Here is a 19676-nt window from a genome sequence, read left to right on the forward strand (position 1 = left end):
CGATCGGGCATGCTCGACCCATGCCCTCGACGACCGACCTCGCCGCCTCCGCGGCTCGCGCCCTCGCCGCCTGCGGCGCCACCGTCCCCGCCGGTTCCTCCCCCGTGACCTCCCCGATCACCGGGGGCGTCATCGCCACCGTCGGCCGGCCGGACGCCGCCGCGGTCCTCGCAGCGGTCGACGACGCGAGCGCCGCCTTCGTCACCTGGCGGACGACGCCCGCCCCGGTCCGCGGCGCGCTCGTCAAGCACTTCGGGCGGCTCCTCGAGGAGCACAAGGCCGACCTCGCCGAGCTCGTCACCCTCGAGGTCGGCAAGATCCGCTCCGAGGCCCTCGGCGAGATCCAGGAGATGATCGACGTCTGCGACTACGCCGTCGGGCTGTCGCGGAGCATGGCCGGCCGCACGCTCCCGTCGGAGCGCCCGGGCCACCGGCTCTTCGAGACCTGGCACCCGCGCGGCGTCGTCGCCGTCATCTCGGCGTTCAACTTCCCGGCCGCGGTCTGGGCGTGGAACACCGCGGTCGCGCTCGTCTGCGGCGACACCGTCGTGTGGAAGCCGTCGGAGACCACGCCCCTCACGTCGCTCGCCTGCTCGGCGATCCTCGACCGGGCGATCGCCGAGACCGGCTCGCCGGACGGCGTCCACCGCCTCGTCCTCGCCGAGCGGGACGACGCCGCGGCCCTGCTCGACGACCCGCGCGTCGCCCTCGTCAGCGCCACCGGCTCGGAGCGGATGGGCCGCGAGATCGCGCCCCGGGTCGCCGCCCGGTTCGGCGAGACCCTGCTCGAGCTCGGCGGCAACAACGCGGCCGTCGTCGCGCCGTCCGCCGACCTCGACCTCGCCGTCCGCGGCATCACCTTCGCCGCCGCCGGAACCGCCGGCCAGCGCTGCACGACGATGCGCCGTCTCGTCGTCCACGAGTCGGTCGTCGAGGACCTGCTCGGCCGGCTCGTGCCGGTCTACGAGAAGCTGCGGATCGGCGACCCGACCGACGCCGACGTCCTCGTCGGGCCGCTCGTCAACGAGGGCGCCTACGAGAAGATGCAGGCCGCGATCGCCGAGGCGGTCGCCGACGGCGGCACCCTCCTCGTCGGCGGCGACCGGCAGCCGAGCGACGACGGCGCGTACTACGTGCGGCCGGCGATCGTCCGGATGCCCGCGCAGACCGACGTCGTCCGCCGCGAGACGTTCGCGCCGCTGCTCTACGTCATGACGTACACGACCCTCGACGAGGCGATCGCGGTCCACAACGACGTCCCGCAGGGGCTCTCGTCGAGCATCTTCACCCTCGACCAGCGCGAGGCCGAGCTGTTCCTCTCCGCGGCCGGTTCGGACTGCGGCATCGCCAACGTCAACATCGGCACGTCGGGCGCCGAGATCGGCGGCGCGTTCGGCGGCGAGAAGACGACCGGCGGCGGCCGCGAGTCCGGCTCGGACGCCTGGCGCGCGTACATGCGGCGCGCGACGAACACGGTGAACTACTCCACCGAGCTCCCGCTCGCGCAGGGCGTGAGCTTCGGATGACCACCCCCCGGCCGGTCCCCGACCGGGCGGAGGTCGTCGTCGTCGGCGGCGGGGTGATGGGGGCGTCGATCGCCTTCCACCTCGCCGAGGCGGGCGTGACCGACGTCCTGCTGCTCGAGCGCGACCAGCTCGCCGCCGGGTCGACGTCGCGGTGCGCGGGCGGCGTCCGGGCGCAGTTCTCCGACCCGGTGAACGTCGCCCTCGGCGCCCGCGGGCTCGACGCCTTCGAGCGGTTCGCCGTCCGGCCCGGCCAGGAGATCGACCTGCACCAGCCCGGGTACCTGTTCCTCGTGACCGACCCCGACGACGTCCCCGTCTTCACCGAGTCCGTCGCGCTGCAGAACCGGATGGGCGTCGCGTCGCAGGTGCTCACGGCGGAGCAGGCCGCAGCGCTCTCCCCCGGGGTCGTCACGGACGACGTCCTCATGGCGACGTTCCACCACCGCGACGGCTACTGCTCGCCCGAGTCCGTCGTCCTCGGCTACGCCACCGGCGCCCGCGGGCACGGCGCGACCGTGCGCACCGGCGTCGAGGTGACGGGCATCGAGGTCTCCGGCGGCGACGTGACGGCGGTGCGGACGAGCGCCGGTACCGTCGCGACGTCGACCGTCGTCGTCGCCTCGGGCGCCTGGGCGCAGCCGCTCGCCGCGACCGCCGGCGTGCACCTGCCGGTCACCCCGCTGCGCCGCCAGATCCTCGTCACCGAGCCGCTCGACGCGGCCACCGAGGCGCTGCTGCCGCCGACGATGCCGATGACGATCGACGCGACGTCGACGTTCTACCTGCACCGCGAGGGCCCCGCCGTGCTGCTCGGGATGTCCTACGCCGCAGAGGAACCCGGCGTGCGGCTCGGGTACAGCGAGGCCTGGCTGCCCGACCTCATGGAGGCCGTCGAGCACCGCTGCCCGACGCTGGGCGAGGTCGGGATGGCGCAGCACTGGGCCGGGCTCTACGAGGTGACGCCCGACCACAACGCGCTCATCGGCGAGGCGGCCGGGGTCTCCCGGCTGCTCTACGCCACCGGCTTCTCAGGGCACGGCTTCCTCCAGGGGCCGGCCGTCGGCGAGGTCGTGCGGGATCTCTACCTCGGCCGGGAGCCGGTCGTCGACGTCTCGTCGATGTCCGCCGAGCGGTTCGCCGTCGCCGGTGGCGGCCGCCCCGAGCGGAACATCGTCTGATGCGGCCGACCTGCTGATGCAGGTGACTGTCTGATGCAGCTGCCCTGCGCGCCGGACCTCGACGAGGGCACCCGGCGATCCCTCGACGGGACGGTGGCGCGGCTGTCGGCGTTGCTCTCGGCCGACGCCTGAGCCGCACCGGCCCTGATCGCCACCCCACGTTCGGCCGGTACCGACGTCGGTCGTTCAGGTCCTGCCACGCCATCCGGGACGCGCGGCCCCGCTTGTGTCGGTTGAATGGTCCTCGAGCCGGGCGCCGTACGGGGGTGCCGGCTCACCACGGGGAAAGGTCTCGAACGAACGTGCCGTTCAGTCTGTGCACCGCAGTGATCCGCGCCGCCACCATGTCCGTCGACGAGGTGGCCGCCCTGACGAGCCGGGCCACGGGCCCCGGCGGCGCCGCGCGCCGCGGCGGTCGCCGTCCGCTCGTCGTGGACCTGTCCGACCTCACCGCCGCCGAGGTCGCGAGCGTGCTGCGCGCCGTCGCGGCCGAGCTGCCCGCGGCCGACCTGGTCGTGCACGTCGTGCTGCCGGACCGCACGGCAATGCCTGCGGAGGCGGTGCTCGTCCCCCGCGCCTGGCGGTGGCACGCGTCGCTGCCCGAGGCAGTCTCGGCGTCCCGGGTGACGCTGGGGTACGCCGCCGTCTCCTGACGGGCCCGTCTCCGGGTCAGATCTCCTCGACCTCGAACGTCCGGGACGGCGCGACGAGCTCGCCCTGGGCGGCCACGAGGAGGATCTCACGGGAGCCGGCCGCCTCGGTGCGGGCGAGCAGCCCCCACACCGACGCCGCGGCGGCCGCGACGGCCTGCTCCGCCGAGCCGGTCCGCAGGTGGTGGGCGAGGAAGAGCGCGGCCACGGCGTCCCCGGCGCCGTTGACCGACAGGCCGAGCCGCGGCGTCCGCACCCGGAAGTGCCGCCCGCCCTCGGAGGCGAGCAGGTCGACCGCGTCGTCGGGGGTGTCCTCGGTGACGAGCGACGTCGTGAGCACCGTGGTCGGCCCGATCGCCTGTACCGCCGCGACGGCGTCCTTCACCTCGGCCGTCGTCCGCGTCGTCCGGCCCGAGAGCAGGTCGAGCTCGAAGTGGTTGGGGGTCACCAGATCGGCCGCCGGCAGGGCGACGTCGCGGATGAACTCCGGGACCCCGGGCCGGACGAAGACACCGCGCCCGACGTCCCCGATGACCGGGTCGCAGCAGTACCGGGCGGCCGGGTTCGCCTCCTTGACGCGCGCGACCGTGCCGACGACCGCGTGCCCGATGTCCGGCGAACCGAGGTAGCCGGAGAGGACCGCGTCGCAGCCCGGCAGCACGCCGCGGTCGGCGATCCCCTCGACGACCTCGTCGACGAACTGGCCGTCGAACACCCGACCGGTCCAGGCGCCGTAGCCGGTGTGGTTGGAGAACTGGACGGTGTGCACCGGCCAGACCTCGATCCCGAGGCGCTGCAGGGTGAAGACCGCGGAGGAGTTGCCTGCGTGGCCGTAGGCGACGTGGGACTGGATCGAGAGCACGGTGGGCACGGGCCAAGCCTGCCACCCACCGGTCACCGCCCGGCGGCGCGGGCGGCGGCGGGCGACCCCGGTGTCGGGAACCAGCGGGTGACGACCGCCTGCTGGGCGAGCGTCCACAGCGCGTTGCAGACCCAGTAGACGAGCAGCGCGACCGGAGCGAACCCGGCGGCGACGAGGAGGCCCGCGGCCGACAGGACCGGGACGAGCTGCTGGACCCGGGCGACCGCCTCGGGGACGTCCGCGAGGACGGTGTTCGGTGCGACGAGGTAGGTCTGCGTCACCCACGACAGCAGCGCCGCCGTCCCCGCCAGCCCGGCGACGACGAGCAGGTGGGCCGCGCCGGCACCGAGGTAGCCACGCTCGGCGAGCGGGACCCCGAGCACCGTGGCGGCGCCGAGGGAGGCGACCAGGGCGGCGTCCATCGCACCGACCGGTACGCCCGCGGCCGCCTGCGCCACGAGGTGGTAGAGCGCCGTCCACAGCGGCAGCTGGACGAGCAGCGGCAGCAGCCCGAGCCGCGGGACGCCGTGCTCGGCGGTGATCCGGCGCCGGCCCTCGGCGAGGGCCCGCAGGCTCGCGGCGTCCCGGCGGCCCTTGTACCGCCGGGTGAGCTCGAGCAGGTGCGGCCGGGCCCGGGCCGAGGCATGGGCCAGCCGGACGCCGTGCGCCGCGAGCGGCAGGAGCGCGACGCGGACGACGACCACGACGGCCGCGATGCAGAGCACCCACACGGCACCGGACGACGGGTCCGCGCCGAGGGAGGTCAGGCCGGTGTGGGCCGTCGCGACGACGGCGGAGAGGGCGGTGGTGAGCGGTGCGAGGGCAGCGTCGACGAACGAGGTGAAGGACATGGGTGTGCTCCGTGACGGCGGGGAGGGACAGGGACCGTGGCTCGCGCGGGCGAGCGTCAGGCCTGTCCGGGAGCACGTGGGCGCAGCGGGTGGTGGACCGGGTCGGTGGCCGTGCCGGCGCGCGACGGCACCGCGTCACCGGCCCGGGCGCGTCCGCGAGCGGGTGCCGCCTGCACCGGGACGACGGACCGGGTCGCTGCGTGCGTCAGCCCGACGAGCGCCAGGGCCAGGACGGCGAGGGCCGCCGCGGCGGGGACCGCCGGGCCGGGGGTGAGTGCCGGGAGCGCGGAGAGCACGGCCAGGACCGCGACCAGCGCGCAGACCGCTGCTGCGCACCGGGCCCGGGCGGCGGACGCCGGGTCGCCGGCGGTGCCTCTCATGGGTCGATGCTACGTCGTGGCGGACGGACACGTCGGTCGCCGGCGCCCGAACCGGGTGCAAGCATCCGGTCCCGTCATCATGAGCACGTGGAGCCTTCGCAGATCGACCCCACCGAGCACCTCGCCTCCCTCCCCGCGGACGCCCGGTCCCGGGAACTCTGGATGCAGCACACGATCGGCTACGTGCTCATGCTCCACATGCGCGAGTACGCCGCCGCGACGATCCCCGACGATGCGGATCCGGACGCCAGGCGCCTGGCGATGCGTGTGCTGGACCACGCCCTGTTCGGTCTGATGGAGATCTGCGAGGGCTACAACCTCCCGCTGCGGAACGGGACGCACGAGTTCGAGGTCGACGTGGTCGGCAGGGTCCGTCGGCGGGTCGACGACAGCGTCGTCGCTTCGCAGACCCTCGGTGACGGCGACGGCGCCTGCATGGGGTTCCACTTCTGGGTCGACGGCGAGTTCGGCGACCAGCCTCCCGTCGAGCGGGTTCGGCAGTTCGCACCGCAGTCCGACTGGCTCGATCACTAGGGCCCACGGTGTCGGCATCGTCAGCAGGCCGGGGGCACCCAGGATCCGGCAGGCGGCCGTAAGGCGGCCGCCTCCGGCGTCACCGCGGACTGCGGGGCCATACTGAATGCATGGACAGGATCGGGTACGCCGACCGGCGACCGTACGCCGTCCCGGGGTCGCTCGCCGATCTGGCGGGCCCGGTGAGCGGCGTCGTCAGGCTGCCTGCCGCGCTGGCCTGGACCGGCCGGGTCGAGTACGACCTGGACGTCGACGCCGATCGCATCGTCTTCTACGAGCGGGTCCTCGTCGAGGCTCCTGACGTCGAGGCCGTCACGGCGCTCCTCGACGAAGCGGTCCTGCGCGACAGCTGGCGCCGGCTCTTCCTGCCCGCTGCCGTCCGGCGCGCGTGGGAGCAGCGCTTCACCGACCTGGCCTCCGCGGCCTGACCCGCCCACCGGTGGACCTCTTCCACGAGCGCCTTGCCCAGGTCGGCCTCGCTGCTCTCGGCCGGTACGGGTTCGCGCTCGCCGGCGGCTACGCCGTCCAGGCCCACGGTCTGCTCGAGCGGCCGTCCGAGGACGTCGACATGTTCACCACGCTGGCGGCCGAACAGACGTTCCCGGAAGCGGTCCGCGCAGCGGTCACGGCATACACCGACGCGGGTCTGGCCGTCGAAGTGCTCCTCGAGAACGCCACGTTCGCCCGGCTGTCGGTGCGCGACCCGGCCGCCGAGCGGGAGTCGAAGGTCGAGCTCGGCATCGACTGGCGACAGCACCCGCCGATCCTGCTGGACGTCGGGCCGGTCCTGGCCCGTGACGACGCCGTCGCCAACAAGGTCTGCGCGCTCTACTCCCGAGGGCAAGCCCGCGACTACATCGACGTCGACGCCGCACTCCGCGGCGACGCCTACACCCGGGCCGAGCTCCTCGACCTGGCCGTGGCGCACGATCCAGGCTTCGACCGACCGCACTTCGCCGACGCCTTGCGCGCGATCGCACGCCTGCCACTCGCCGAGTTCACCGCGTACGGCCTCAGGCCCGCAGACGCCCGAGCCCTTGTGGCACGGACGATCGACTGGGCAGACCAGCTGCGCTGATCGAGGCACACCTGCTCAGCACGAAGGTGGCCTGAGCCTTGAACGACGAGTCGGCGCCGTACAGCGCACACAGCATCCGGGTCGCCACCCTGCAAGAAGCGGCCCGCCGACGACCGCGGATGTACTTCGGTGTCCCGCCGACGATCCCTCGCTCATGACCGAGATCAGCCGCGCGATGTGCCTGGACCCCGTCCCTGCCCTGGAAGACGACGAGAGGGTCACCATCGAGATGGCCGACGGCGCCACCGAAGCGATCACAGTCCACGACCGGCGTGCTTGAGCAACGGCCGCCACTCCCAGATCCCGGCTCACCTCACCAGAGAATGGTGAAGGGCCCGGATCCCAACCTCAGGATCCGGGCCCTTCGCCATTTTGTAGCGGGGGTAGGATTTGAACCTACGACCTCTGGGTTATGAGCCCAGCGAGCTACCGAGCTGCTCCACCCCGCGTCGGTAGTCCCAACCGTACGGCAGCGGCGGCCGGGGACCAAATCGGCGCGTGGCGTCGTCCACAGGAGCCCCGGTCGAGGGCCCTCCTGTCGCAGCCGCCACCTACACTCCTGCGGGTGACCGCCCCCGGCCTCGCGACGCCGTCCGACGCTCTCGACGCGCTCAAGCGCGTGTTCGGGTACGACGCGTTCCGCGGCGACCAGCAGGCGATCGTCGACCACGTCACCGCGGGCGGCGACGCGCTCGTGCTCATGCCGACCGGCGGCGGCAAGTCGCTGTGCTACCAGATCCCGGCGCTCGTCCGGCCGGGCACCGGCGTCGTCGTCTCGCCGCTCATCGCGCTCATGCAGGACCAGGTCGACGCGCTCACGGCGCTCGGCGTCCGGGCCGGGTTCCTCAACTCGACGCAGGACCTCGAGACCCGGCGGGCGGTCGAGGCCGCGTTCGTCGACGGCGAGCTCGACCTGCTCTACCTCGCGCCCGAGGCGCTGCGCAGCGAGTGGACGACACGGCTGCTCGACCGGGGCCGGATCGCGCTGTTCGCCATCGACGAGGCGCACTGCGTCGCCCAGTGGGGCCACGACTTCCGGCCCGACTACCTCATGCTGACGATGCTCAAGGAGCGCTGGCCGGCGGTCCCCCGGATCGCGCTCACCGCGACCGCGACCGCCGCCACCCGGCGCGAGATCGCGACGAACCTGTCGCTCACCGACGCCCGGCACTTCGTCGCCGACTTCGACCGGCCGAACATCCAGTACCGGATCGTCCCCAAGGCCGAGCCGCGCGCCCAGCTCCTCGACCTGCTGCGCACCGAGCACGCCGGCGACGCCGGGATCGTCTACTGCCTGTCGCGGGCGTCCGTCGAGGCGGTCGCGACGTTCCTCGAGGCCCAGGGCATCCCCGCGCTGCCGTACCACGCAGGCCTCGACGCCGGCGTGCGCGCACACAACCAGAGCCGGTTCCTCCGCGAGGACGGCCTCGTCATGGTCGCGACGATCGCCTTCGGGATGGGCATCGACAAGCCCGACGTCCGGTTCGTCGCGCACCTCGACCTGCCCAAGTCCGTCGAGGGCTACTACCAGGAGACCGGCCGGGCGGGGCGCGACGGGCTGCCCGCGACCGCCTGGCTGGCCTACGGTCTCGCGGACGTCGTCCAGCAGCGCAAGCTCATCGACAGCTCCCAGGGCGACCTCGCGCACCGGCGCGCCCAGAGCGCGCACCTCGACGCGATGCTCGCCCTCTGCGAGACCGTCGAGTGCCGGCGCAGCCAGCTGCTCGCCTACTTCGGCCAGCCGGCCGAGGCGGCCTGCGGCAACTGCGACACCTGTCTCGTGCCGCCGAAGACGTGGGACGCGACGATCCCCGCGCAGAAGCTGCTGTCGACCGTCTACCGGCTCGCCAACGAGCGCAACCAGCGCTTCGGTGCCGGGCAGAGCATCGACATCCTCCTCGGGCGCACCACCGAGAAGGTCCGCCAGCACCGCCACGACGAGCTCACCGTCTTCGGGATCGGCACGGACCTGGCCGAGACGCAGTGGCGGGCCGTCGTCCGGCAGCTGCTCGCCCAGGGCCTGCTCGCGGTCGAGGGCAACCACGGGACGCTCTCGCTCACCGAGGCGAGCGCCGACGTCCTCGGCCGCCGTCGCGAGGTGACCCTGCGCGTCGACCCGACGCCGGCCAAAGGATCGGCCGCCGGTCGCTCCTCCCGGGGCCGGACGGCGGCCGCGGCCGCCGAGCTGCCGGCCGCCGCGCAGCCCGTCTTCGAGCGGCTGCGCGCCTGGCGCGCGGCCACCGCGAAGGAGCAGGGCGTGCCCGCCTACGTGATCTTCCACGACGCGACGCTGCGCCAGATCGCCACCGAGGCCCCCGCCGACCTCGCGGCGCTGGGCCGGGTCGGCGGCGTCGGCGAGACGAAGCTCGAGCGCTACGGCAGCGGGATCCTCGAGGTGCTCGCGGAGCAGGGCTGATCCGTGAAGATCTCGTAACTCCCGCGGGTCGTGGCCACGTGGTGCTGGAGAATGGATGAGCTCCCGGGCACCCTGGGGCACAACAGCCCTGCAGACCCCGGGGCCGCGCCAGAGGGAGGACCGCCGATGACTCCCGCCCTGCTCACGCCGCCCGTGCGCACGGACCACGCCCTCACCGACGACGACTCGGCCGTCTCGCACTGGCGGTCGCACTACGGGCCGCGCAGCGCCGTGGCGTCCCTGCCGCCCGGCGCCGGCCTGCGCCACGTCGTGGCGGACGCCGGTGCCCTCGCGCTCTGCGAGCTGGAGGCGCCCGCGGGGTTCGGCTACCGGTTCGACTCCCTGGGCCCGCTCGTCGTCGCCTCGGTGCGCAGCGGCCGGTTCGCGTTCTCGACCGGGACGTCGCACCGGCGCGTCCAGAGCGGCGACGTCCTGCTCACCGCCGAGCCCGACGCATCCCGCTCCGGCCTGAGCGAGGGCGCCGTCGTCCAGCTCGTCCTCCTCGACCAGGACCTCGTCGCGCAGGTGGCGGCCTCCGGCGCCGACGCGGCCGCGCCGGTCCGCTTCACCGGCCTCGACCCCGTCTCGCCGGCGGCGGCCGCGCACTGGAAGGCGACGCGGATGTTCACCGCCGGCGTCCTCGCCGACCCCGCGGCCGCCGCGAACCCGCTCGTCCTCGGCAGCGTCGCACGGTTGCTCGCCGCGACGACCCTGGCGACGTTCCCGAACACGGCATCGGCCGGGCCGACCCGGCGGGACAACCGCGACGCCGCCACCGACTCCCTGCGTCGCGCCGTCGCCTACATCGACGACCACCCGCGGGACGACCTGAGCGTCGCCGACGTCGCCGCGGCCGCCCGGGTCTCGGTGCGCGCCGTCCAGCTCGCCTTCCGGCGGCACCTGGGCACCACGCCGATGGGCTACCTGCGGGCGGTGCGGCTGCGGCACGTCCACGACGAGCTGCTCCGGGCCGACCCGGAGGGCACGACGGTGTCAGCCGTGGCGCTGCGCTGGGGCTTCGGGCACCACGGCCGGTTCACGTCCCTCTACCGGCGGACGTACGGCGTCCTTCCCCACGAGACCCTGCGCAGGAGCGGTCCCCGCGGCTGAGCCGAGCTCGTCGAGGAGGTCCGCGGTCGCCGCCGCGGACGGCAGCGTCTCGAGGGCCCCGAGCGCCGCCCGGACGGCGTCCACGTCCGGCGCGGCGAGGGCCGCGCCGCGCGCCGCCCCGCCCTCGTCGAGGTGCCAGACGTCCCAGGCGACCCGGCACGGACCGGGGTGGTCGTCGTCCGCGCCGCAGAGCGCCCGGGCGAGGACCGCCCGTACGAGCTCCACCTGGTCCGGTGTCACGAGGGTGTCGACCACGAAGCGCACGACCCGGCGGTCCGGGTCCGTCCCGTGGGCACCTGGCATGGCCACAGTGTGCGGCTGCGGGCGGTCGGCGGGCGCTCGTACGCGCGGGGCCGGGCCGGCTCCCGGGCCGGCCGGGGTGTGACGTCGGGCAGTCGGGGCCGTCCCGGCCGGACAACGAAGCCCGTAGCCGGATAGCGAAACGGCCGGCCGCTAGGGCCGGCGGGTCCCGGGGACCCGGACAGCGGACCGTGGGCGACCGGCCGACGGCGGCCCGGCGGGCGCGGATGCGGTGGACCGGCGCAGGAGGAGCCGGTGCGGCGCGGCCCGGTGGCAGCGGCGGGGCCCGCCGGCGACCGCGTCGAGGACGACGCCCGCGACCTGCTCCCCCATCGCGTGCACGTCGACGGCGATGACGGACAGCGCCGGGCTCGTCAGGCGGCACAGCGTCGAGTCGTCCCACGCGACGACGGACAGCTCCTGGGGCACGCGCAGCCCGGCGGCAGCGGCCCGCGCCAGCCCGGCCGCGGCCATCGCGTCGTTGTCGAAGACGAGCGCGGTGAGCGGCAGCCCGGTCTCGAGCAGCTCCCCGGTCAGCCGGGTGCCGGCCTCCTCGGTGTAGTCCCCCTCGAGCGTGCGGATCGTCATGCCGCGGCGCGCGCACTCGTCGGCGAACGCCTCGTCGCGGCGGGCCGTGTGCCACAGCCGCCGCGGGCCGCTGACCCGGCCGAGGTGCCGGTGCCCGAGGTCGGCCAGGCCCTCGACGACGGCCCGGGCGGCGGCGTCGTCGTCGACGTAGACGCTGGACACCGGCAGGCCGTCGGGCGGCCCGCCGAGGACGACGGCCGGCAGCCGCAGGTCGGCCAGCGTGCGCAGCCGGGAGTCGTCGACGAGCAGGTCGACGACGACGAGCGCGTCGAGGAGGCGGTCGGCGTCCCAGCGTCGCCACGTGGCCTGCTCGGCCTCGTGGTCGGGGACCATGTGGAGCAGCACCGACAGCCCGTGCGGCGACAGCGCCTCCTCCATGCCCGCGACGAGCTCGCTGAAGAATGCCTCCTCGCCGAGCAGGCGCGCCGGCCGGGCCAGGACGAGACCGACCGCCGCCCCCGTCACGTGCCGGCCGCCGCGGCGGCCACGTCGCCGACGCGGGCCGCCTGCAGGTCGTTCGCCGTCCGCAGCACGGGCGCGGCGAGGAGCACCGCGGGGTCGTCCAGCTCGCGGCACGTGACCTCGAGGGTGGCGGTCGCCCCGGCGGGCAGCGTGACGAGCGCGTCGGACACGACGGCGTCCGGGTCGATCCGGTCGGCGTGGACCACGAGGTCACGGACGAGGCTGCGGGCCTGCACACGCAGACGGTAACCGGTCGCCGTCCGCTCGACGGCGTACTCGGCCGGGTCCGGGTCGAGCGCGAGCCGGACGTCCTCCGCGCCCGGGTGCACGGCGACGTCGTCCCCCATCGTCGCGACGAGCACCTCCGTCACCGGGTCGTCCCAGCCGGCCACGGCCGCGCGGACGACGTGCACGTGCACCTGCCGGGGGTCGACGGCGACCGCGACGGACTCCTCCGCGACGAGCCGGCCGCCGAGGGTCTCGCGGCGCACGCGCAGGTCGCCGACCCAGGGTTCGTCGGTGTCGTTCACCGCCGCGACGCACGTCGCGCCGTCCCGCTCGACGACCGTGAGCAGCCGCGGGGCGAAGGCCTTGCGGAGCGCGGACCACAGCGGCTTGGGGCGGCCGGCACCGTCCACCGCGGCCCAGCTCGTCACCGGCCAGCAGTCGTTGAGCTGCCACACGATCGCGCCCGCGGTCCGCGGCCACCACGACCGGTAGTGCTCGAGGGCGTACCGGACGGCGCGGGCCTGGACGAGCTGCGCCGCCCAGTGCCAGTCGACGAACCGCTGCGGCACCCCGACGTGCGGGGCCATCCCCCGGTCGAGCTTGCCGTTGCCGTCCTCCGCCTTCTGGTGGACGAGCCACACCGGGTCGTTCTTCGGGTCCGGGGCGTCCTCGATCGGGCCGCCGTCCGCCGCGTGCACGGACTCGGACAGCGTGCGCCAGGTCGGCGGCCCCTGGAACCCGAACTCGGAGCAGAACCTCGGCACCTCGCTGCGGTACTCGGTCCAGTCGACCCGGTTCCAGACCTCCCACTGGTGGTGGCTGCCGTGGTCGGGGTCGTTCGGGTGCACCTCGTCCGGCGCGCGTCGCGGCGAGTACGGCGAGTTGTCGCAGTACGGCCGCGTCGGGTCGGTCTGCGCGACGACGTCCCGGAGCAGCTCGTGCGCGTAGCCGCCGCCCCAGGTCAGCCCGCCCAGCTCGGCCTTCCAGCCCCAGTCCTCGTGGCCCCACACGTTCTCGTTGCCGCCGTTCCACACGACGAGCGAGGGGTGCGGCATGAGCCGGACGACGTTCTCCCGTGCCTCGGCCGCGAGCTCGCCGGCGAGCGGCTCCTCCTCCGGGTACGCCGCGCAGGCCAGGAGGAAGTCCTGCCAGACGAGGAGGCCGCGCTCGTCGGCGAGGTCGTAGAAGTCGTCGGACTCGTAGATGCCCCCGCCCCAGACCCGCAGCAGGTTGAGGTTCGCACCGAGCGCCTGGTCGAACCGGGCCGCGAGCCGTTCCCGGGTGATCCGGCTGACGAAGTGGTCGTCCGGGATCCAGTTCGCGCCCTTGACGAACACGGGGCGCCCGTTGACGACGAGCACGAACGCGGTGCCGTGCTCGTCGTCGTCCGTCCGCAGCTCGACGGTGCGGAAGCCGACGCGGGACGTCCAGCGATCGAGCACGTCGCCGTCCAGCAGGGTCACCACGACGTCGGAGAGCGGCTGGTCGCCGTACCCGGCCGGCCACCACAGCGGTGCGTCGGGCACCCGGACGACGAGCGCGGCCCGGTCGGCGCCTGCCGGGACGACGGCGCGCGCGACGACGCCGGCGACCTCGGCCCGCAGCTCCAGCGCACCCGCCGCCGCCAGCCCGCTGCGCTCGACCTCGACGAGCAGCTCGACGACCCCGGTGCCGTCCGGCTCGACCCCGACGAGCGGGCGCACCTCGGCGAGCCGCGCGACCCGCCAGCGGTGCAGGGTGACGGGCTTCCAGAGCCCCGCGGTCCGCAGGTCGGGGCCCCAGTCCCAGCCGAACGAGCAGGCCATCTTGCGCACGTAGTTGAAGGGCGTCGGGTAGGCGTTGGGCCGGGCTCCGAGCCGGTCCCGCTCCCCCTCGGCGTACGTCGTCGCCGAGGCGACGTCGACGACGAGCTCGCGCTCCTGCCCGTCCGCCAGGGCCCGGACGTCGAACCGGTAGCCGCGGTGCATGTTGGCGGTCCGGCCGAGCACGGCGTCGCCGAGCCGGACGGTCGCGACCGTGTCGACGCCCGCGAGGACGAGGTCGACCCGCTCGTCCGGCGCCGCCGGCTCCAGCCGCAGCGGGCGGGCGAAGCGCCAGTCGACGCGGTGCATCCAGGCCAGGTCCTGCTCGGCGGCGTCCAGGTACGGGTCGCCGATGAGACCGGCCGCCATGAGGTCGGTGTGCACGCACCCGGGGACGGCCGCGGGCACGGTCCGGCCGGCGATCTCCGGCGGGACGTCGCCCCCGCCGGCGACCCGGACCGTCCACCCGTCGTGCAGCGTGCTCATCGTGCGCTCCTCGTCGAACCGGTTGCAGGAAAGGATCTCGCGGGGCCGGTCGCACGAGGTGCGCGACGGGCCCGCTTGTACTGTGTCGACGTGGCTTCCGTGGCGACGCACCCGACGCAGAGCCGCACGATGATCCTCGACATCATCCGTGCGTCGCGGATGATCAGCCGCGTCGAGCTCGCGCACGCGACCGGGCTCACCCAGGCGACGGTGTCGAACGTCGTCCGGCGGCTCCTCGAGGACGGGTTCGTCGTCGAGGTCGGCCGCGGCGCGTCCACGGGCGGCAAGCCGCGCACGCTGCTGCGGATCGAGCCGACCGCGCGGTACGCGCTCGGCGTGCAGCTCGGCGCGGACGCGACGACGTTCGTGCTCGCCGACCTGGGCGGCGCGACGGTCTCCCGTTGGCGGCGGCCGGCACTCACCGATCCCGAGGAGGCTGTCGACGTCATCGGCACGGAGGTCGAGGGCAGCCTCGAGCGGGCCGGCGTCCCCCGCGACCGGCTCATCGGGCTCGGGGTCGTCGCACCGGGGCCGCAGCTCGCGGCGTCCGGCATCGCGCTCGCCCCGCCGGCGATGACCGCCTGGGTCGACTTCCCGCTGCGGGCCCGTCTCGAGGACCGCACCGGCCTACCGGTGCTGCTCGACAACGACGCGACCGCGACGGCGGTCGGCCTGTACTGGGCGGACGGGATCACCGCGACGACGACCATCGCCGCCCTCTTCATGGGGCAGGGCATCGGTGCCGGGCTGCTGTCCGGCGGCCAGGTGTACCGGGGCGCGACGAGCAACGCCGGCGAGATCGGGCACGTGACGGTCGACGTCGACGGACCGCCCTGCTGGTGCGGCAACCGCGGCTGCGTCGAGATGCTCGGCGGCACCGCGGTCACGGTCGAACGGGCCCGCGCCGCGGGCGTCGACCTCGGCCCGCAGGACCGGCCGACGCTGGCCGCCTTCGGCGCGCTGGCGCGGCGGGCGCTCGCGGGCGAGCCGGCCGCGCTCGAGGTCGTCGAGCGGTCGGCCCGGTTCGTCGCGGTCGCCGCGCACACCCTCGTCAACGTCGTCGACCCGGACCTGCTCGTCCTCACCGGGCCGGCGTTCGCCGTCGCCGGCCCGCTGTACCTGCCCGTCGTCACCGAGGTCGTCACGCGGACCCGGTTCGCCCGCGGCAGCGGACCGATCGAGGTGCGGCTGTCGACGCACGGGCCGGAGTCCGCGGCCCTCGGCGCCGCGGCGCTCGTGCTCCAGGCCGAGCTGGCCCCGCGCGGCGGCGACCCCGCGTAGCAGCGCGCGGCCGCGCCGGCGGCCGGGTCGTCCTGTCCGGTCACTTCGTCGCGCCCGACGTGAACCCGTTGTAGATCCAGCGCTGCAGGGCGAGGAACGCGACGAGCGTCGGCACGAGGATGATGACGATGCCGGCGCAGATCACCTCCCACTGCGACCCGAAGGGGCCCTTGAAGGCGAACAGGGACGTCGCGATCGTCTTGTGGTCGGGCATGTAGAGGTAGGGGATGTAGAACTCGTTGTAGATGGCGATCCCCTTGATGATGACCACCGTCGCGATCGCCGGCTTGAGGTTCGGCAGGATGATGCGGAAGAAGATCCGCACGTGCCCGGCGCCGTCCAGGGTCGCGGCCTCGTCGAGGGCACGCGGGATCGACCGCATGAACTGCCAGAAGATGTAGATCGACACGATGTCGGTGCCGGCGAACAGCAGGACGCCGGCCCAGATCGTGTTGTAGAGCCCCAGACCGTTGATGATCTGGAACGTCGCGACCTGGGTCGTGACGCCCGGCACGAGGGTCGCGACGAGGAACGCCACGAGGACGGCGCTGCGCCCGGCGAAGCGGAACCGGTCGATCGCGTAGGCCGCCCCGGCGCCGATGAGCACCGTCCCGGTCACCGCGAGGGCGAGCACGACCGCGGTGTTGAGGAAGCCCGAGACCATTGCGCCGTCCCGGAAGGCCGTCACGAAGTTCGAGACGTTCGACCAGTCGGCCGGCGGGTCGAGCGGCTTGCTCGTCAGGTACTCCTGGTCGGTCTTGAACGCGCCGAGGACGACGATCGCGATGGGCAGGACGACGACGACCGTCGCGAGCACGAGGCTCGCGTACACGCCGCCGCGCGCGAGGACGCTGCCGGTACGGACCCGGGTCATGCGATGTCCACCCCTTCGTCGGGGACGAGCCGGCGCTGGACCCAGCTCACGAGCAGCACGACGAGGAGCAGCACGACGGCCATCGCCGACGCGAGCCCGACCTTCTCGAGGTTGAACGCGAGCTTCACCGCGCGGATGACGAACGTCTCGGAGCCGTTGCCGCCGTTGGTCATGATGAACGGGATCTCGAATACCGACAGCGAGCCGGAGATCGCGAGGATGAACGACAGCGACACGATCGGCCGGATCGACGGCAGGATGATCCAGCGGAACTGGGCCCACCGGCCGGCACCGTCGATCTCGGCCGCCTCGTAGATGTCCGCCGGGACCGACTGGATGGCCCCGAGGAACATGACGAAGTTCAGCCCGAGGTAGCGCCACACGGAGACCGACGCCAGCGTGTAGTTGACGATCGCCGGGTCGCCGGTCCATTGGTGGATGAGGCTCTGCAGCCCGACGGCCCGCAGCGTCGTGTCGAGACCGCCGTCCGGCCGCAGGAAGTTCAGGAAGATCAGGCCGATCGCGACCCCGTTGATGAGGTAGGGGAAGAACAGGATCCCCTTCCACATGCTGCGGAACCGGAGCCTGGACGACAGCACCGTCGCGAAGTAGAGGGCCAGCCCCATCTGCGCGAACGATGCGACGAAGTAGTAGAGGCTGACCTTGAAGACCTGGACGTTGCGGGGCTGGGTGAAGACGTCGACGTAGTTGTCCAGGCCGACGTACGTCTTGGTCTTGTCGAGGCCGTCCCAGTCGGTGAACGAGTACCAGACCATGTTCGCGACGGGCAGGTAGGTCAGCCCGACGAGCAGGACGAGCGGGACGAGCAGGAACAGGTACGGGGTGCCCCGGCGCAGCAGCCGTGCCGGGACGAGCGGCCCCCGGCCACCCGGGCGCGGTGCCCGGGTGGCCGGGGCCGGTGCGGGGGCCGGTGCAGGTGCCGGCTCCGGGGCCGGCGCGGGCGGCGGCGCGCAGTCCAAGACCATCAAGGTGACCCTCAAGGACAGCGTCTTCTCCCCGACGAGCGTGAGCGCCCACGTCGGCGACACGATCGTGTGGACCAACGCCGGTCAGATGCCGCACACCGTGACGGCGGCCGACAAGTCCTTCGACCAGCAGCTCATGCCCGGGGCGACGTTCCGGCTCGTCCTGCGCAAGGAGGGCACGATCCCGTACGTCTGCACCTACCACCCGGGGATGAAGGGCACGCTCGTCGTCGGCCCGGCCCCGGCCGGGGTGACCCTGCCGCCCGCCGGGTCCGGCGGCACGGTCTCCGGCAACGGCGCGGCCGCCAAGCCGGCCGCGGCCGCGCCGCCGCCCGCCGCCAAGACCGACGGGACGAAGACGTACGAGATCAAGGCCACCGAGATGACGTTCACGCCGAAGATGCTCGACGCCCGTGTCGGCGACACCGTCAGCTGGGTCAACACCGGCACCATCCCGCACACCGTGACGGCCAAGGACGGCTCGTTCGACAAGACCCTCCAGCCGGGGCAACGGTTCAACTACGTGCTCCGCAAGGAGGGCACCGTCGACTACGTGTGCACGTTCCACCCGGGGATGGACGGCATGCTCATGGTCAAGGCGGCCCTGAAGAGCGTGAAGCTGCCCGCGGCGGGTGCTGACGACTCCGCGGCCGGGCCGGCGGCACCGGCCGTGCACCGGCACGGCACCAGCACGACGTACGAGGTGCAGGCCAAGGACGACGCGTTCAGCCCCGCGCTGCTCGACGTCCGCGCGGGCGACACCGTCGTCTGGGTGAACGTCGGCGCGACGCCGCACCGGGTCAAGGCCGCCGACGGCTCGTTCGACCGGACCCTCGCTCCCGGCAAGCGCTTCAGCCTGACCCTCGACCGCACCGGCACCGTGCGGTACGCCGACCCCGCGCACGAGGGCATGTTCGGCGCCCTCGTCGTCCGGGCGGCGCCGGTCTCGTCGACGTCGGCGTCCGGTCCGCTGGCAGGTCTGCCGCTGCGCACCACCGGGGCGGTCGCCGTCCTCGGGCTGCTGGGGCTGCTCGCCGGCGGCCGGGTGCTGCGGGGCCGGTACGACCCCGCCGAGGACGGCGCGGACGGCGAGGACGCCGGCCCCGACGGTCGGCTGCTCGGCGCGGACGCCGACCGGGACGCCGACCAGGACGCCGACCAGGACGCCGACCAGGACGCCGGCACCCTCGAGTCCGTCTGACGGTGCACCGACGACGAAGGCCCCGTCCGGGCACGGACGGGGCCTTCGTCATGGGCGCACCCGCTGGGGGCGTGTGCCGGCTGGGTGACCGGCGCGGGCGCTCGTGCCGCCCGTCGCGGGGACGACGGGCAGCGCTGTCAGGTGGTCGCCGGGCGGCGCCGCCGGGGTGCGGCGTCGAGGCTGCCGCCGGCCATGGCGACGACCCAGCCGACGACGACGACGTTGGCCAGGACGACAGCCGGTGCGGCGCGCACGATGCCGCGGACGTGCGCCTGGCGCGTGGCCCGCTTGGCGTGGCAGGCACCGGTGCACGTCGCGTCGTTGCGGCCGGCGGCCGGGACACCGGCCGTGATCCCGGGACCGTGCGCGTGCAGCGACGCCGTCTTCTCGGCCTCGGCGGCCTGGAACTGGTAGTCCCGGGCCGCGTTGAGGGCCAGCGCCCCGACCCCGACGACGCTCGTCGCCGCCACGAGCAGCGCACCGGCCACCGCGAGGGTGCGCCAGGTCCGCAGCGACGGGCCGACGCGGCGGCGTGCCACCCGCAGCGCGAGCAGCACCGCACCGACCTGGACGGGCGCGACGAGGGCGGACATCTCGAGCCACAGGGCGAAGGGCCCCTGTGCCCGTTCGATGGAGCCGACGGCGCCCTGGAGGGACACGACGACGAAGACGTCGGCGAGCGAGACGAGCACGGCCAGCGCCACGACGGTGCCCCACGGCACGGGCGCCCGCCGGGCGGCGGGGGCGGCCGCGGCGACCTCGTCCCCGGCCTCGCTGGTCGCGGGGCCGGGGACGACGTCGAGCGACATCAGGTGATCTCCCAGCCGAACATCATCGCGTGGTCCTCGTGCGCGAGGTTGTGGCAGTGCGCCACGTAGGGACC

20 protein-coding genes and 1 tRNA gene are annotated in these 19676 nt (G+C 74.2%); 11 read left to right on the plus strand and 10 right to left on the minus strand.

Annotated elements, in window-relative coordinates; all coding sequences use genetic code 11:
- The first annotated feature begins 20 nt into the window (after positions 1–20).
- The 3 genes from EDJALFJO_RS15095 to EDJALFJO_RS15105 all read left to right on the plus strand — a co-directional run bounded on the left by EDJALFJO_RS15095 (position 21) and on the right by EDJALFJO_RS15105 (position 3357).
- Positions 21–1526: an aldehyde dehydrogenase family protein gene (locus EDJALFJO_RS15095; RefSeq protein ID WP_088286629.1), complete on the plus strand. Its 1506-nt coding sequence runs from the start codon at positions 21–23 to the stop codon at positions 1524–1526.
- Positions 1523–2704 (plus strand): FAD-binding oxidoreductase, encoded by a 1182-nt coding sequence (locus EDJALFJO_RS15100; RefSeq protein WP_088286631.1) that lies wholly within the window; start codon positions 1523–1525, stop codon positions 2702–2704. The genes EDJALFJO_RS15095 and EDJALFJO_RS15100 overlap by 4 nt, the downstream gene beginning before the upstream one ends.
- A gap of 302 nt (positions 2705–3006) precedes the next feature.
- Positions 3007–3357 (plus strand): hypothetical protein, encoded by a 351-nt coding sequence (locus tag EDJALFJO_RS15105; protein WP_143448593.1) that lies wholly within the window; start codon positions 3007–3009, stop codon positions 3355–3357.
- Positions 3358–3373: 16 nt separating this feature from the next.
- On the opposite strand, the gene pdxY is transcribed toward EDJALFJO_RS15105, so the two are convergent.
- The 3 genes from pdxY to EDJALFJO_RS15120 are packed head-to-tail and all read right to left on the minus strand — an operon-like array spanning position 3374 to position 5447.
- Positions 3374–4225 (minus strand): pyridoxal kinase PdxY, encoded by an 852-nt coding sequence (gene pdxY, locus EDJALFJO_RS15110; RefSeq protein ID WP_088286635.1) that lies wholly within the window; start codon positions 4223–4225, stop codon positions 3374–3376.
- A gap of 23 nt (positions 4226–4248) precedes the next feature.
- Positions 4249–5067: a membrane protein insertase YidC gene (yidC, locus tag EDJALFJO_RS15115; protein WP_088286637.1), complete on the minus strand. Its 819-nt coding sequence runs from the start codon at positions 5065–5067 to the stop codon at positions 4249–4251.
- Between the two features lie 56 nt (positions 5068–5123).
- On the minus strand, positions 5124–5447 hold the full coding sequence (locus EDJALFJO_RS15120; RefSeq protein WP_088286639.1) for a hypothetical protein: 324 nt from the start codon (positions 5445–5447) through the stop codon (positions 5124–5126).
- 87 nt (positions 5448–5534) lie between these two features.
- Here EDJALFJO_RS15120 and EDJALFJO_RS15125 point away from each other — a divergent pair, with 87 nt between their 5' ends.
- The 4 genes from EDJALFJO_RS15125 (at position 5535) to EDJALFJO_RS35990 (ending at position 7339) form a co-directional block, all read left to right on the plus strand.
- Positions 5535–5981, plus strand: a complete 447-nt coding sequence (locus EDJALFJO_RS15125; protein ID WP_088286641.1) for a hypothetical protein — start codon at positions 5535–5537, stop codon at positions 5979–5981.
- A 110-nt stretch (positions 5982–6091) separates the two neighbouring features.
- Positions 6092–6409: a hypothetical protein gene (locus EDJALFJO_RS15130; RefSeq protein ID WP_088286643.1), complete on the plus strand. Its 318-nt coding sequence runs from the start codon at positions 6092–6094 to the stop codon at positions 6407–6409.
- A gap of 11 nt (positions 6410–6420) precedes the next feature.
- Positions 6421–7059 carry a nucleotidyl transferase AbiEii/AbiGii toxin family protein gene (locus EDJALFJO_RS15135; RefSeq protein ID WP_088286645.1) on the plus strand — a complete coding sequence of 213 codons (639 nt, stop codon included), beginning with the start codon at positions 6421–6423 and terminating at the stop codon, positions 7057–7059.
- A gap of 154 nt (positions 7060–7213) precedes the next feature.
- Positions 7214–7339 (plus strand): hypothetical protein, encoded by a 126-nt coding sequence (locus EDJALFJO_RS35990; protein ID WP_255392563.1) that lies wholly within the window; start codon positions 7214–7216, stop codon positions 7337–7339.
- Between the two features lie 95 nt (positions 7340–7434).
- Here the strand turns inward: EDJALFJO_RS35990 and EDJALFJO_RS15140 are convergent.
- Positions 7435–7508: transfer RNA gene (locus EDJALFJO_RS15140), tRNA-Met, on the minus strand.
- A 116-nt stretch (positions 7509–7624) separates the two neighbouring features.
- Between EDJALFJO_RS15140 and recQ the strand changes: the two genes are divergently transcribed.
- Positions 7625–9475 (plus strand): DNA helicase RecQ, encoded by a 1851-nt coding sequence (recQ, locus tag EDJALFJO_RS15145; RefSeq protein WP_233149876.1) that lies wholly within the window; start codon positions 7625–7627, stop codon positions 9473–9475.
- Positions 9476–9601: 126 nt separating this feature from the next.
- Positions 9602–10585, plus strand: coding sequence for a helix-turn-helix domain-containing protein (locus EDJALFJO_RS15150; RefSeq protein ID WP_143448594.1), 984 nt, complete (start codon positions 9602–9604; stop codon positions 10583–10585).
- Here the strand turns inward: EDJALFJO_RS15150 and EDJALFJO_RS33555 are convergent.
- The 3 genes from EDJALFJO_RS33555 to EDJALFJO_RS15160 all read right to left on the minus strand — a co-directional run bounded on the left by EDJALFJO_RS33555 (position 10469) and on the right by EDJALFJO_RS15160 (position 14451).
- Entirely contained in the window at positions 10469–10888 is a 420-nt protein-coding gene (locus EDJALFJO_RS33555; RefSeq protein ID WP_143448595.1) for a hypothetical protein, read from the minus strand. The two genes, EDJALFJO_RS15150 and EDJALFJO_RS33555, sit on opposite strands and share 117 nt — an antisense overlap.
- 150 nt (positions 10889–11038) lie before the next feature.
- Entirely contained in the window at positions 11039–11938 is a 900-nt protein-coding gene (locus EDJALFJO_RS15155; RefSeq protein WP_088286651.1) for a LacI family DNA-binding transcriptional regulator, read from the minus strand.
- A complete protein-coding gene (locus tag EDJALFJO_RS15160) occupies positions 11935–14451 on the minus strand; it encodes a glycoside hydrolase family 2 protein (RefSeq protein ID WP_088286653.1) in 2517 nt (838 codons plus the stop codon). Before EDJALFJO_RS15160 ends, EDJALFJO_RS15155 begins: the two co-directional genes overlap by 4 nt.
- Before the next feature lie 90 nt (positions 14452–14541).
- Between EDJALFJO_RS15160 and EDJALFJO_RS15165 the strand changes: the two genes are divergently transcribed.
- Positions 14542–15732 carry an ROK family transcriptional regulator gene (locus EDJALFJO_RS15165; RefSeq protein WP_198950325.1) on the plus strand — a complete coding sequence of 397 codons (1191 nt, stop codon included), beginning with the start codon at positions 14542–14544 and terminating at the stop codon, positions 15730–15732.
- A gap of 40 nt (positions 15733–15772) precedes the next feature.
- Here the strand turns inward: EDJALFJO_RS15165 and EDJALFJO_RS15170 are convergent, their stop codons facing one another.
- Positions 15773–16606 (minus strand): carbohydrate ABC transporter permease, encoded by an 834-nt coding sequence (locus tag EDJALFJO_RS15170; protein WP_088286655.1) that lies wholly within the window; start codon positions 16604–16606, stop codon positions 15773–15775.
- The gene (locus tag EDJALFJO_RS15175; protein ID WP_088286678.1) at positions 16603–17592 is read right to left on the minus strand and encodes a carbohydrate ABC transporter permease; all 990 of its coding nucleotides are present in this window, start codon (positions 17590–17592) and stop codon (positions 16603–16605) included. Before EDJALFJO_RS15175 ends, EDJALFJO_RS15170 begins: the two co-directional genes overlap by 4 nt.
- Before the next feature lie 4 nt (positions 17593–17596).
- Here EDJALFJO_RS15175 and EDJALFJO_RS15180 point away from each other — a divergent pair, with 4 nt between their 5' ends.
- Entirely contained in the window at positions 17597–18793 is a 1197-nt protein-coding gene (locus EDJALFJO_RS15180) for a cupredoxin domain-containing protein (protein ID WP_158220445.1), read from the plus strand.
- Positions 18794–18930: 137 nt separating this feature from the next.
- Here the strand turns inward: EDJALFJO_RS15180 and EDJALFJO_RS15185 are convergent, their stop codons facing one another.
- On the minus strand, positions 18931–19602 hold the full coding sequence (locus tag EDJALFJO_RS15185; RefSeq protein ID WP_088286659.1) for a hypothetical protein: 672 nt from the start codon (positions 19600–19602) through the stop codon (positions 18931–18933).
- Positions 19603–19676: the final 74 nt, after the last annotated feature.

This window comes from Kineosporia sp. A_224, assembly GCF_002198655.1.
Classification (GTDB): domain Bacteria; phylum Actinomycetota; class Actinomycetes; order Actinomycetales; family Kineosporiaceae; genus R-H-3.